Below are 13,303 nucleotides of genomic sequence, written 5' to 3'. Positions count from 1 at the left end.
TCCATCTCCGCCTCCCTCCAGGGCAGCGCGTTCGGCCTGGAGGGTCTCACGCTGCGGATCGCCGTACTGATCTTCGTGATCGGCTTCTTCAGCTGGCCCTACATCGGCCGCATCGTCCGCGCGCAGACCCTGTCGCTGCGCGAGCGGGAGTTCGTGGAGGCCGCCAGGTCGCTGGGCGCACGCGGCCCCTTCATCCTGTTCCGGGAGCTGCTGCCCAACCTGATCGCGCCGATCCTCGTGTACGCGACGCTGCTGATCCCCACCAACATCCTCTTCGAGGCGGCGCTGAGCTTCCTCGGCGTCGGCATCTCGCCGCCGCAGGCGTCCTGGGGCGGGATGCTCACCCAGGCGGTCGATCTCTACGAGGTCGACCCGATGTTCATGGTCATTCCCGGTATGGCGATCTTCATCACCGTGCTGGCCTTCAATCTGCTGGGGGACGGGCTGCGCGACGCACTCGACCCTCGTGGCAAGTAATCGCGGCCTTGCCGCACCCGACTAACGAGGGGGCTTTCCTCAGCATGCAGAACAGAAAGACAGCGACGGCGATAGCCGTTGCCGTAGCGGTCGCACTCGGCGCTTCGGCCTGTAGCAGCAGTGACTCCGATGGCGGCGGCAGCGGCGGCGGTGGCAACGCCAAGGCGGACGCCGGTCTGACCAGCATCGTCAACAAGAGCGACAAGAAGGGGGGGACGGTCACCTACGAGCACTCCAGCGGTCCCGACTCCCTCGACCCCGGCAACACGTACTACGGCTGGGTGCAGAACTTCGCCCGCCTGTACGGCCGTTCGCTGGTGACCTTCAAGCCGGCCGCCGGCAAGGAGAGCCTGGAGGTCGTTCCCGACCTCGCGACGGGCCTCGGCAAGGCGAGCGCGGACGCCAAGACCTGGACGTACACGCTCCGCAAGGGCGTGAAGTTCGAGGACGGCACCGAGGTCACCGCCAAGGACGTCAAGTACGCCATCGAGCGCTCCAACTTCGCGCCGGAGGCCCTGTCCAACGGCCCGACGTACTTCAAGGCCTACCTCGACGGCGGCGACAAGTACAAGGGCCCGTACAAGGACAAGTCGGCCGAGGGCCTCAAGTCCATCGAGACGCCGGACGACTACACGATCGTCTTCCACCTGAACAAGCCGTTCGCGGACATGGACTACCTCGCCGCCTTCTCGCAGACCGCTCCGGTCCCGCAGAAGGCCGACAAGGGCGCCACCTACGTCCAGAAGATCGTCTCGTCGGGCCCGTACAAGTTCTCCTCGTACAGCGAGAGCCGCGGCGCGACGCTGGTCCGCAACCCCGAGTGGGACCAGAAGAACGACCCGATCCGCAAGGCTCTGCCGGACAAGATCGAGCTCAAGTTCAACGTCAACGCGACCACGGTCGACGAGCACCTGCTGAGCGACACGATCACCGCGGACATCGCGGGCACGGGTCTGCAGTCCAAGACCCAGCCCAAGGTCCTGGTGAAGGCCGACGAGAAGGCCAAGACGGACAACCCGTACGCGGGCGCGCTCCAGTACCTGGCGCTGAACGTCAACGTGGAGCCGTTCAACAACATCGAGTGCCGCAAGGCCGTTCAGTACATCGCCGACAAGCGCAGCATGGTCGACGCGATCGGCGGTGCGGTCAAGGGCGACCCGGCGACCACGGTGATCCCGCCGACCGTCGCCGGTTACAAGAAGTTCGACCTGTACCCGTCCGCGGAGAGCAAGGGCGACGTCAAGAAGGCCAAGGAGCACCTGGCCAATTGCGGTAAGCCGGGCGGCTTCAAGACCACGCTGACGGCGCGGTCCGACCGCCCCGACGAGGTCACCGCGGCCACGCAGCTCCAGAACAGCCTGAAGCAGATCGGCATCGTCGCCGAGATCAAGCAGTTCCCGGCGGACAAGTACTTCACCGACTTCGCCGGTGTCCCGGCCTGGGTCCACAAGAACAACGCGGGCATGATGATGATGGCCTGGGGTGCCGACTGGCCGACCGGCTTCGGCTTCCTCGACCAGATCGTCAACGGCTCGGCCATCAAGCCCTCCGGTGGCACCAACCTGATGGAGCTCGACGACAAGGGCGTCAACGAGGCCCTGGTCAAGGGCATCGGCACGGTGGACACCACGGAGCGCAACGCCGCCTGGGGCGAGGTCGACCAGAAGGTCATGGAGAACGCCTCGGTCGTGCCGCTCTTCTACCGCAAGAACCTGCTCTACCGCCCGGACTCCGCGGCGAACGTCACGGTCACCGACGCGTACCTCGGCATGTACGACTACGTGCTGATGACCTCGACCAAGTAGCACCTGTTCCTCAACAGCATCCCTCGAAAGGCAGGTGAAGGCGCCGGGACGTCGGGCGTTACCCCGCCCGCTCGACCCGGCGCCGCACGGCTGTGGCTGCGTACATCATCCGACGCGTATTCGCCGCGGTGTTGCTGCTGCTGGTGGTCAGCGCAGTCACGTTCGCGATCTTCTTCCTGGTGCCCCGCCTCGGCGGGCAAACGATCGACTCGATGGCCGCCCAGTACGTCGGGAAGAGTCCCGACCCGGACGTCATCGCCGCGGTCAAGAAGAACCTGGGGCTGGACCAGCCCCTGTACCTCCAGTACTGGCACTTCATCAAGGGCATCGTTGTCGGCGCCGAGTACCAGTTCGGTCCGGACCCGGTCGTCTGCAACGCGCCCTGCTTCGGCTACTCCTTCAAGACGCACTCCGAGATCTGGCCGGAGATAGTCCAGCGGATACCCGTGACGCTGTCGCTGGCGGTCGGCGCGGCCGTCCTCTGGGTCATCTCGGGTGTCGCGACCGGCGTGCTCTCGGCGCTCAAGCGGGGATCGATCTTCGACCGCCTCGCGATGGGCATCGCGCTGGCCGGTGTCTCCCTGCCGATGTTCTTCACCGGCATGGTCTCGCTCGCCCTCTTCGCCTTCAACTGGAAGATCTGGGACGACGTCCACTTCGTGCCGTTCTCCGAGAATCCCGGGGAATGGGCCTGGAACCTGATCCTCCCCTGGTGCACGCTCGCCTTCCTGTACTCCGCGCTCTACGCCCGGCTCACCCGGGCCGGAATGCTGGAGACGATGGGCGAGGACTACATCAGAACCGCCCGCGCCAAGGGCCTGCGAGAACGCCAGGTGGTCGTCAAGCACGGCCTGCGCGCGGCCCTGACCCCCCTCGTCACCATCTTCGGCATGGACTTCGCGCTGCTCCTGGGCGGCGCGGTCATCACCGAGAGCGTCTTCTCGTTCCAGGGGATGGGCGAGTACGCCATTCAGGGTGTGACCCGCAGCGACCTGCCCATCGTGATGGGCGTGACGCTGGTCGCCGCCTCCTTCATCGTTGTCTGCAATCTGCTGGTGGACCTCGTGTACGCCGCGATCGACCCCCGGGTGAGGCTCTCATGAGCGACGTACGCACGACGGACTCATCGGTCTCCGGGGCCGTTTCCGACGCCGGATCCGCAGCCGACGAACAGCAGTTCCTCTCGGTACGGGACCTCACCATCCACTTCGACACCGACGACGGTCTGGTCAAGTCCGTCGACGGCGTCAGCTTCGACCTGAAGGCCGGGGAGACCCTCGGTATCGTCGGCGAGTCCGGCTCCGGCAAGTCCGTGACCTCACTGGGGATCATGGGACTGCACACCTCGGAGCGGGCGCGGATCTCCGGTGAGATCTGGCTGGAGGGCGAGGAGCTGATCGGCGCCGGGCCCGAGCGCGTACGTGAGCTGCGTGGCCAGAAGATGGCGATGATCTTCCAGGATCCGCTGTCGGCCCTGCACCCGTACTACAGCATCGGCTCGCAGATCGTGGAGGCGTTCCGCGTCCACAACCGTGTCGACAGGAAGACCGCGAAGAAGCGCGCGATCGAGATGCTCGACCGGGTCGGCATCCCGGAGCCGCAGCGCCGCTACGACGACTACCCGCACCAGTTCTCCGGCGGTATGCGCCAGCGCGCGATGATCGCGATGGCGCTGGTCAACAATCCGCAGCTGCTGATCGCCGACGAGCCGACGACCGCCCTGGACGTGACCGTCCAGGCGCAGATCCTCGACCTGATCCGTGATCTCCAGAAGGAGTTCGGCTCGGCGGTCGTCATGATCACCCACGACCTCGGGGTCGTCGCGGAGATCGCCGACAAGCTGCTGGTGATGTACGCGGGCCGCTGCATCGAGCGCGGCAGCTCGGAGAAGGTCTTCTACCAGCCGCAGCACCCCTACACCTGGGGTCTGCTCGGCTCGATGCCGCGCATCGACCGGGAGCAGACCGAGCGCCTGGTGCCCGTCAAGGGCACGCCGCCCAGCCTGATCAACGTCCCGTCGGGCTGTGCCTTCCACCCGCGCTGCCCGTACGCCGACGTGCCGGCCGACAACGTCACCCGCACCGAGCGTCCGGAGCTGCAGCTCGTCAGCGACGGGCACTACTCCGCGTGCCACATGTCGCCGGAGCAGCGCGAACAGATCTGGACCGAAGAGATTGCGCCGAAGCTGTGACTGATATGGACAAGAAGACTCCCCGGCCGGGGTCGGACGGGTCCGGGTCCGAGCCGCTCCTCAAGGTCACCGGCCTGGTCAAGCACTTCCCGATCACCAAGGGCGTGCTCAAGCGCAAGGTGGGCGCCGTCCAGGCGGTCGACGGGCTCACCTTCGACGTGCGCCCCGGCGAGACCCTCGGCGTCGTCGGCGAGTCCGGTTGCGGCAAGTCGACGATGGGCCGGCTGGTCACGCGCCTGCTGGAACCCACCGGCGGCAAGGTCGAGTTCGAGGGCCGCGACATCACGCATCTGTCCGCCGGGAAGCTGCGGCCGATGCGCCGCGACGTGCAGATGATCTTCCAGGACCCGTACGGTTCGCTGAACCCGCGCCACACCGTCGGCGGGATCGTGGGCACCCCCTTCCGGCTCCAGGGCGTCACGCCCGAGGGCGGTCTGAAGCGGGAGGTCCAGCGGCTGCTGGAGATGGTCGGCCTCAACCCCGAGCACTACAACCGCTATCCGCACGAGTTCTCCGGCGGCCAGCGCCAGCGCATCGGCATCGCCCGCGCGCTCGCGCTCAAGCCGAAGCTCGTGGTGGCCGACGAGCCGGTCTCCGCGCTGGACGTGTCGATCCAGGCGCAGGTGGTGAACCTGCTGGACGACCTCCAGGACGAGCTCGGGCTCACGTACATGATCATCGCGCACGACCTCTCGGTCATCCGCCATGTCTCGGACCGGATCGCGGTCATGTACCTCGGCAAGATCGTGGAGCTGTCGGACCGCAAGTCGCTGTACGAGGCGCCGATGCACCCGTACACCAAGGCGCTGATGTCCGCGGTGCCGGTGCCCGACCCGCGTCGGCGCGGCGCCAAGAGCGACCGCATCCTGCTCAAGGGCGATGTGCCCTCGCCGATATCGCCGCCCAGCGGCTGCCGGTTCCACACCCGGTGCTGGAAGGCGACGCAGATCTGCAAGACGCAGGAACCGCCGCTGATCGCGCTCAAGACCGGCCACCAGGTGGCCTGCCACCACCCGGAGAACGCACCGGACCAGGCGCCCGGCGACGCGCCGCTGCCCGGCGCGGGGGACGCGGTGGAGGTCATCACGGTGAAGGCGGCGAGCGTCGCGAAGGGCGACGCGGCCGAGGGCGGGAAGGCGGAGCCTGCCGCCTCCGCGAAGTCTGCCGAGAAGCCCGCCGCGAAGTCTGCTGAGAAGCCCTCCGGCGTCGACCCGGCCCCTTCCACGACCTCGGAGGACAGCCCGAAGGAGTAATACCGGCACAATTGCCCGGTGCTCAACGAACTGTTCACGCCCTCCGTCCAGCATGCGCTCGACATCGTCGGAATCTTCGTCTTCGCGATCTCGGGCGCACTGCTCGCCGTACGCAAGAACTTCGATGTCTTCGGCATCGCGGTGCTCGCCGAGGTGACAGCGCTGGGCGGGGGGCTGTTCCGTGACGTGATGATCGGCGCGATCCCGCCGGCCGCGTTCACGGATCTCGGCTACTTCACGACGCCGCTGCTCGCCGCCGTCCTGGTGTTCTTCCTGCACCCCCACGTCGAGCGCATCCAGGTCGGGGTCAACGTCTTCGACGCGGCGGGGCTCGGCCTGTTCTGCGTCACCGGGACGGTCAAGGCGTACGACTACGGCCTCGGCCTCACCGCGTCGGCGGCCCTGGGCCTGGCGACCGCGGTCGGCGGCGGTGTGCTGCGGGACGTGCTGGCCAACGAGGTGCCGTCCCTGCTGCGCTGGGACCGCGATCTGTACGCGGTGCCCGCGATCGTCGGCGCGGTCATGGCTGTGCTGTGCATCCGTTTCGACGCCCTCAACGCGTTCACCAGCGGTACGGCCGTGCTCACCGCGTTCGTCCTGCGGCTGCTGGCGCTGCGCTTCCACTGGCGGGCCCCGCGCGCCTACAACAGGCGCTCCGCCACGGCGGAGGAGGACTCGGCGGCGACCTGAGAGCGGGGCCGGGAAGCCACCGCCCGGCAGAAGTGACGCCAGGAGAAGCTACCGCTTAGTAATACGATCGGTGTACGGTGCATGGCATGGCACAGGCAGCAGCGCAGACGGCGCACGGCACGCGGACCACGCAGGTGACGCGGGCGACCATCGGGGACAGCGAGTTCGACCGCGACACCGCTGTCACGCTCCGCGAGGAGGGTGTCTACGACGCGGAACTCTCCGCGGGCTGGACCATCATCCGTGCCGTCAACGGCGGCTACCTGCTGGCCCTGATCGGCCGGGCCCTCGGCGAGGCGCTCCCGCACCCCGACCCCTTCTCGGTCTCCGCGCACTACCTCACCGCGTCCGTCCCCGGCCCCGCGGTGGTCCGGACCCAGGTCGTGCGCACCGGCCGCACGCTCTCCACCGGCCAGGCGTCCCTCTTCCAGTTCGCCGAGGACGGCGCCGAGGTCGAGCGCATCCGGGTCGTCGCCACCTATGGCGACCTGGACGAACTCACCGACGAGATCCGTACGTCGGCCACGCCGCCCGCCATGCCGGCCAGGGAGCACTGCCTCGGTCCGGGCGACGGCCCGGCCCCGATCCCCGGCAGCTCCGCCATCACCGAGCGCATCGACATCGCGCTCGACCCGGCGACGGTCGGCTGGGCCGTCGGCGCACCGTCCGGCAAGGGCGAGATGCGCGGCTGGTTCGGGCTGGCGGACGGCCGCGACGCGGACCCGCTGTCCCTGCTGCTCACCGTCGACGCGCTGCCGCCGACCGCGTTCGAGCTGGGCCTCAAGGGCTGGACCCCGACCGTCGAACTCACCACCCACATCCGCTGCCGCCCGGCACCGGGTCCGCTGCGGGTCTCGATCACCACCCGTAACCTCGCGGGCGGCTTCCTGGAGGAGGACGCGGAGGTCTGGGACAGTGCGGACCGCCTGGTGGCCCAGTCCCGCCAACTGGCCAAGGCCCCGCGCGGCTAGGTTCGCCGGAGCCCGGAGCCCGGAGCCCGGAGCCCGGAGCCCGGAGCCCGGAGCCCGGAGCCCGGAGCTGAGGGCTAGAGGGCTGAGGGCCTCGGGGCGTTGGGCGGCGGGGCGTTGGGTGGCGGGGCGGCCGTCGTGCGGCCCCCGGCCATCATGGTGACGTGAAATCCGACCGGCTGCTCTCCATCCTGCTGCTGCTCCAGACCCGCTCGCTGGTCCCCGCCACCGAGCTCGCCGACCGTCTCGAAGTCTCCGTACGGACCATCTACCGCGACGTCGAGGCGCTCTCCGCCTCCGGTGTCCCCGTCTACGCCGAGCGCGGCCGCCACGGCGGCATCGCCCTGCTCCCCGGCTTCCGTACCGATGTCACCGGCCTCACCGCCGACGAGGCGCGCGCCCTCTTCGTCCTGGCCGCCGACGGCGCGCACGCCGCGCTCGGCCTCGACGCGGCGCTCGGCTCGGCCCTGCGCAAGGTGATGGCGGCACTCCCGGCGCCGCACCGCCCCGCCGCCGAGCAGACCAGCCGGCGGTTCCTCGTCGACCCGGTCCGCTGGATGAGCGGCCCGCGGGCCGCCGTGGACATCGCCGAGCTCCACGACGCCGTCCTCGCCGACCGGCGGCTGCGGATCGGCTACCGGCACAGCGGCACCGACACCCCGCGCACCTACACCGTCGACCCGTACGGCCTCGTCGTGAAGGCGGGCGTCTGGTACCTCGTCGCGGACCTCGACGGCGCGCCCCGGCTCTTCCGCGCGGACCGGGTGCGGGAGGCGGCCCTCGGCGAGGAGGGTGTGGTGCGCCGGACAGGAGTGGAACTGGCCGAGGTGTGGGCGGTGTTGCGCCGGCAGGTCGAGGAACGCCCGGCGGACGTACGGCTCCGGGTCCGGGTGCACCGCTCCCGCCTCGACCTCTTCGTACGCCTCCACGCGGGCGTGCTCACCGGTGCACCCCGGCCCGGCGAACCCCGGCCGGGGGAAGAGCGCGGGGAGTGGCTGCTGGCCGAACTCGCGGTACCCGAAGTGGCCTGGGCCCGCTCCCTGCTCTCCTTCGGGCCGAACCTGGAAGTGCTGGAGCCGCCCGGGGCGCGGAGCCTGCTCGCCCGTGCCGCCGCGCAGGTCGTGGAGCTGTACGCGACGGACGGCTGAGCGCGCGGCGGTGGCCGCGGCGGACGGCTGAGCGCGGCGGGGCCGCTACGGCCGGTGGTGCGGCGGCCGGTGGTACGGCGGGCCCGGTCATGCGGGGCCCGCGCCCATGTCCTCCCCGTCGTCCAGCCAGTGCGCGCGGCCGAGGGAGACCAGGCGCAGTCGGCGCCGGGCCACCCGGACGACCTCGCGCTCACCGCCGGGGCCCGCGTCCAGCAGCGCCGACGCGGTGATCACCATGTGGTCGACGTAGAGGCCGCCGAGCATCAGCAGGTCCTCCCGGCTCCATCCCGCCGACTCCGGCTCCCCGCCGAGCGCGGTGGCCACCTCGTCCGCGAACCGGCGGAGCTGGGCGGCGATGGCCTCGCGGACCGGGCCCACGCCGCCGTGCTGCTCGCGGGCGATGAAGCGGAAGTGGGCGGGCTGCGCGGCGACATGGCGCGCTATCAACTCCACGCTGCGGTCCAGGCGTTCGTCGCTGTCACCGGTCTCCGCGAGGACCGCGCCGATCATGCCGTGCAGGCTGCCCAGCGTCTCCTCCACGAGGGCCACACCGAGCGCCGCGGTGCCCTCGAAGTGCCGGTAGAAGGCGGTGGGGGCGACCCCCACGGCCCGGGTGACCTCGCGCAGGCCCAGGCTGCTCAGGCTCTGGTGCTCCAGCAGCCGGAGCGCGGCGTCCAGGAGCGCCTGACGTGTCTTCAGCTTCTGGGTCTGGCGGATGCCGGCGGTGTGACTCATGCCATTCAGTAAACAACCGTTCTCCGGGTCGAGGAAGGGAGGTGAGGTTAGACTCAAGAGTCAGTGAACAGTCGTACTCTCAATCGTTCCGGCCCACACGTGGAAAGGCCGCACATGCTCGTCCTCGTCGCCGCCCTGCTCCTGCTGGGGATCGCCCTCGGGGCGGTCGCCCAGATCCCGCTGTCCTCGACCCTGGCCGTCGCCGCCGTCATCGGTGGCTGGCTGCTCCTCTTCGCCGTCCGCGAGCGCCTCGCGCGCCGCTCCCGATAAAGACCGTCCGGCACGAGCCTGCCGACTCCGGCGATCCGAAGGAGCCCGCACCATGAAACTCACCGAGACCGTCCGCCACGCAGAGCGCGCCGTCGGCTTCGCGGGCCTCACGGGCCGCACCGCGCGTACCGAAGGCACCGCGCGTACCGAAGGCACCGCCCGTACCGAAAGCGCCGCCCGCACCGCAAGCGCCGCCGACACCTCCGCACCGGAGAAGGCGCCCCGGAGTCCCGCCGGCCGGGAGGCCGACGGGCTGGCCGTCGCCTCGTTCGTCCTGGGGCTCGTCGGACTCCTCGTGATGAACATCCTGCTCGGGCCCGCCGCCATCGTCATGGCGCTGCTGGCACTCGCCCGCTCCACCGACCGCCGGGGCCGCGCCCTGCTCGGCCTCGCACTCGGCGTCGCCGACCTCGTCGTCCTGGCCGTCCTGGTCACCGCGAACGGCGCCGTCATCTGGAACGTCGGCGGCTGAGCGAGCCACCGGCACGGGCGGGCGCCACGCTCTCCCGGTCCCGGACCGGGCTCCAAACCCGGGCCGCCGCGCACCGCCCATGAACCGCCCGTGAAGCGCCTGCGGGGGCCGGGCCGTGACGCACCGGCGTACGTCCCGACGGGGGCTCGTAGAATCGAGCGCACCATGGCATACCTCGACCACGCCGCGACCACGCCGATGCTTCCGGAGGCGATCGGGGCGATGACCGCCCAGCTCGCCGTCACCGGCAACGCGTCCTCCCTGCACGCCGCCGGGCGCCGGGCCCGCCGTACCGTCGAGGAGTCCAGAGAGACCCTCGCCGACGCCCTCGGCGCACGCCCCAGTGAGGTGGTCCTCACCTCCGGCGGTACCGAGGCCGACAACCTCGCGGTCAAGGGCCTGTACTGGGCCCGCCGCGACGCCGACCCCCGGCGCACCAGGGTCCTCGCGGGCCCCGTCGAACACCACGCCGTCCTGGACGCCGTCGACTGGCTGGCCGAACACGAGGGCGCGACCGTCGAGTACCTCCCCGTCGACCACTACGGACGGGTGCACCCCGAGGACCTGCGCGAAGCCGTCCTCCGTAACCCCGACGACATCGCGATGATCACCGTGATGTGGGCCAACAACGAGATCGGCACCATCATGCCGGTACGTGAACTGGCAGACATCGCCCGCGAGTTCGGCATCCCCATGCACGCCGACGCGGTACAGGCCGTCGGTCAGCTGGAGGTCGACTTCGCACGGTCGGGGCTGGCCGCCATGACCGTCAGCGGACACAAGATCGGCGGTCCGTTCGGTATCGGCGCGCTGCTCCTGGGCCGCGAATACACCCCCGTACCCGTGCTGCACGGCGGCGGGCAGGAGCGCCATGTGCGCTCCGGCACCCTGGATGTGCCCGCCGTCGCCGCCTTCGCGGTCGCCGCCCGGCTCGCCGCCGAGGGACGCGAGAACTTCGCCCGCCGGATCGGGGCGCTCCGGGACGACCTGATCACCGCCGTGCGGCGGGCCGTGCCGGACGCCCGGCTCGGGGGCGACCCGGACCCGGCGGGGCGGCTCCCGGCCAACGCCCACTTCAGCTTCCCCGGCTGCGAGGGCGACTCGCTCCTGCTGCTGCTGGACGCCCAGGGCATCGAGTGCTCCACCGGCTCCGCCTGCACCGCCGGGATCGCCCAGCCCAGCCACGTCCTGCTGGCCACCGGAACCGACCCGGACCTGGCCCGCGGCACACTGCGCTTCTCGCTCGGCCACACCTCCACCAGGCAGGACGTCGAGGAACTCGCGGGCGCCATCGGTCCGGCGGTGGAACGCGCGAGGACGGCCGGACTCAGCTGAGGGCGGATCGTCCCGCGGAGGCCGTCGCGCCCGGGATCACGCGGGTTGTGCCGAGTCCGAGGGCTTCGCCGACCCGGTGGGCCTCGCCGTCGCGGCCCGCCGCACCAGCTTCAGATACCGGTCCCAGTCCCAGTGCGGCCCGGGGTCGGTGTGGTCCGTGCCCGGCACCTCGACGTGCCCGATGATGTGCTCGCGGTCCATCGGTATGCCGTAGCGCCCGCATATCGCGGCCGTCAGCCGGGCCGAGGACTCGTACATCGCCGTCGTGAGGTCCTTGGGGCGGTCCACGAAGCCCTCGTGCTCGATGCCGACGCTGCGTTCGTTGTACGACCGGTTCCCCGCGTGGTACGCCACATCCAGCTCCCGGATCATCTGCGCCACATGGCCGTCCCTGCGCACCACGTAGTGCGCGGCGGCGCCGTGGCCGGGGTCCTGGAAGACCCTCACCGCACTGGCGAAGCTGCCCTGCGTGACATGGATGACCACGCGGTCGATCCGGTAGTCGTCGGGGCGGTCCGCGCGCCGCCAGTTCGCCTCCGAGGCGGCGACCCAACGGGCGCCAGCGTAGTCCAGCTCGCCCGGCCTGCGGGGCTTCTCGACGCCCGGAACCCGCCACCAGGCGTGCCTGAGCTCGTCGCGGGCGAGCGCGGCGGCACCCGCCGCCGTCACACCGCCGCCGATCAGCAGCGCGCGCCGGCTGATACCGCGCGCGGGCCCCTTCTTCGAAGCCCGGCCGCTTCCTTTGGTCCCCATGTGATCGTCAACGCATATCCGCGAGCGTTCGGTTCCCGGCGCCCCGTACCCTGGAGGGGCTATGACTCAGACTTCCCCGCGCCCCCTCCGTGTCCTCGCCGCGATGTCGGGCGGTGTGGACTCCGCCGTCGCCGCCGCGCGCGCCGCCGAGGCAGGCCACGACGTGACCGGTGTGCACCTCGCCCTGTCCGCGAACCCGCAGTCCTTCCGTACCGGCGCACGCGGCTGCTGCACCATCGAGGACTCCCGCGACGCCCGCCGCGCGGCGGACGTCATCGGCATCCCCTTCTACGTCTGGGACCTGGCGGAACGCTTCCGCGAGGACGTCGTGGAGGACTTCGTCGCGGAGTACGAGGCGGGCCGCACCCCCAACCCGTGCCTGCGCTGCAACGAGAAGATCAAGTTCGCCGCGCTGCTGGACAAGGCACTCGCGCTCGGCTTCGACGCCGTGTGCACCGGGCACTACGCCACGGTCGTGCTCGCCGAGGACGGCAGCCGTGAGCTGCACCGCGCCTCCGACATGGCCAAGGACCAGAGCTACGTCCTCGGTGTCCTGGACGAGAAGCAGCTCGCCCACGCGATGTTCCCGCTCGGCGACACCCTCACCACCAAGGACGAGATCCGCGCCGAGGCGGAGGCCCGGGGACTCGCCGTGGCCAAGAAGCCCGACAGCCACGACATCTGCTTCATCGCCGACGGCGACACCCAGGGCTTCCTGGCCGACCGTCTCGGCGGCCGGGCCGAGGGCGACATCCTCGACGAGTCCGGCACGAAGCTCGGCACCCACGACGGTGCCTTCGGCTTCACCATCGGCCAGCGCAAGGGCCTGCGGATCGGCCACCCCGCCGCCGACGGCAAGCCGCGCTACGTCCTGGACATCTCCCCGGTGAACAACACCGTCACCGTGGGCCCCGTCGAGGCCCTCGATGTCACGGCGCTCACCGCGATCAAGCCCCGCTGGTGCGGAACGCCTCCGTCCGGCCCGGGCACGTACACCGCCCAGCTCCGTGCCCACGGCGGTGAGACGGAGGTCGCCGCCGAACTCGTCGACGGCACGCTGCACGTCACCTTCACCGAGCCGGTACGCGGCGTGGCCCCCGGCCAGGCCGTCGTGCTGTACGACGGGACCCGGGTGGTCGGCTCCGCGACGATCGCGACGACGGTGCGCCGCGAGAGGGTGTCCTCGCCCTCCTGAGGCCCCTGGGC

14 protein-coding genes are annotated in these 13,303 nt (G+C 70.6%); 12 read left to right on the top strand and 2 right to left on the bottom strand.

What is annotated here, in order from left to right; translation table 11 throughout:
* The 8 genes from A6A29_RS47225 to A6A29_RS36010 all read left to right on the top strand — a co-directional run.
* Positions 1-477, top strand: a 477-nt coding sequence (locus tag A6A29_RS47225) for an ABC transporter permease (protein ID WP_241838774.1), incomplete at its 5' end; no start/stop codon positions are given.
* Between the two features lie 44 nt (positions 478-521).
* Positions 522-2,282 (top strand): ABC transporter substrate-binding protein, encoded by a 1,761-nt coding sequence (locus A6A29_RS36040; protein WP_073727071.1) that lies wholly within the window; start codon positions 522-524, stop codon positions 2,280-2,282.
* A 92-nt stretch (positions 2,283-2,374) separates the two neighbouring features.
* Positions 2,375-3,385 carry an ABC transporter permease gene (locus A6A29_RS36035; RefSeq protein WP_073727070.1) on the top strand — a complete coding sequence of 337 codons (1,011 nt, stop codon included), beginning with the start codon at positions 2,375-2,377 and terminating at the stop codon, positions 3,383-3,385.
* The gene (locus A6A29_RS36030; RefSeq protein WP_073727069.1) at positions 3,382-4,473 is read left to right on the top strand and encodes an ABC transporter ATP-binding protein; all 1,092 of its coding nucleotides are present in this window, start codon (positions 3,382-3,384) and stop codon (positions 4,471-4,473) included. Before A6A29_RS36035 ends, A6A29_RS36030 begins: the two co-directional genes overlap by 4 nt.
* The gene (locus A6A29_RS36025; RefSeq protein ID WP_073727068.1) at positions 4,470-5,726 is read left to right on the top strand and encodes an ABC transporter ATP-binding protein; all 1,257 of its coding nucleotides are present in this window, start codon (positions 4,470-4,472) and stop codon (positions 5,724-5,726) included. The genes A6A29_RS36030 and A6A29_RS36025 overlap by 4 nt, the downstream gene beginning before the upstream one ends.
* An 18-nt stretch (positions 5,727-5,744) precedes the next feature.
* Entirely contained in the window at positions 5,745-6,416 is a 672-nt protein-coding gene (locus A6A29_RS36020; protein WP_073727067.1) for a trimeric intracellular cation channel family protein, read from the top strand.
* An 86-nt stretch (positions 6,417-6,502) separates the two neighbouring features.
* Positions 6,503-7,387: a thioesterase family protein gene (locus tag A6A29_RS36015; RefSeq protein ID WP_073727066.1), complete on the top strand. Its 885-nt coding sequence runs from the start codon at positions 6,503-6,505 to the stop codon at positions 7,385-7,387.
* 161 nt (positions 7,388-7,548) lie between these two features.
* Complete coding sequence (locus tag A6A29_RS36010; RefSeq protein WP_073727065.1) at positions 7,549-8,532, top strand: helix-turn-helix transcriptional regulator; 984 nt, start codon at positions 7,549-7,551, stop codon at positions 8,530-8,532.
* A gap of 87 nt (positions 8,533-8,619) precedes the next feature.
* On the opposite strand, the gene A6A29_RS36005 is transcribed toward A6A29_RS36010, so the two are convergent.
* Positions 8,620-9,267, bottom strand: a complete 648-nt coding sequence (locus A6A29_RS36005; RefSeq protein WP_073727064.1) for a TetR family transcriptional regulator — start codon at positions 9,265-9,267, stop codon at positions 8,620-8,622.
* Positions 9,268-9,381: 114 nt separating this feature from the next.
* Between A6A29_RS36005 and A6A29_RS46040 the strand changes: the two genes are divergently transcribed.
* From A6A29_RS46040 to A6A29_RS35995, 3 genes are all read left to right on the top strand, one after another.
* Positions 9,382-9,537, top strand: coding sequence for a hypothetical protein (locus A6A29_RS46040; protein ID WP_198953509.1), 156 nt, complete (start codon positions 9,382-9,384; stop codon positions 9,535-9,537).
* A gap of 52 nt (positions 9,538-9,589) precedes the next feature.
* The gene (locus tag A6A29_RS47220) at positions 9,590-10,009 is read left to right on the top strand and encodes a DUF4190 domain-containing protein (protein ID WP_241838773.1); all 420 of its coding nucleotides are present in this window, start codon (positions 9,590-9,592) and stop codon (positions 10,007-10,009) included.
* A 165-nt stretch (positions 10,010-10,174) separates the two neighbouring features.
* On the top strand, positions 10,175-11,344 hold the full coding sequence (locus tag A6A29_RS35995) for a cysteine desulfurase family protein (RefSeq protein WP_073727063.1): 1,170 nt from the start codon (positions 10,175-10,177) through the stop codon (positions 11,342-11,344).
* A gap of 36 nt (positions 11,345-11,380) precedes the next feature.
* Here A6A29_RS35995 and A6A29_RS35990 read toward each other — a convergent pair whose 3' ends face one another.
* A complete protein-coding gene (locus A6A29_RS35990) occupies positions 11,381-12,097 on the bottom strand; it encodes an N-acetylmuramoyl-L-alanine amidase (RefSeq protein WP_073727062.1) in 717 nt (238 codons plus the stop codon).
* A 61-nt stretch (positions 12,098-12,158) separates the two neighbouring features.
* Between A6A29_RS35990 and mnmA the strand changes: the two genes are divergently transcribed.
* On the top strand, positions 12,159-13,292 hold the full coding sequence (gene mnmA / locus A6A29_RS35985) for a tRNA 2-thiouridine(34) synthase MnmA (RefSeq protein WP_073727061.1): 1,134 nt from the start codon (positions 12,159-12,161) through the stop codon (positions 13,290-13,292).
* Positions 13,293-13,303 lie beyond the last annotated feature (11 nt).

The sequence above is a fragment of the Streptomyces sp. TSRI0281 genome (assembly GCF_001905125.1).
In the GTDB taxonomy this organism is placed as follows: Bacteria; Actinomycetota; Actinomycetes; order Streptomycetales; family Streptomycetaceae; genus Streptomyces.
The sequence above is the reverse complement of the archived record's forward strand: the minus strand, read 5'-3'. Positions and strand labels throughout refer to the sequence as shown.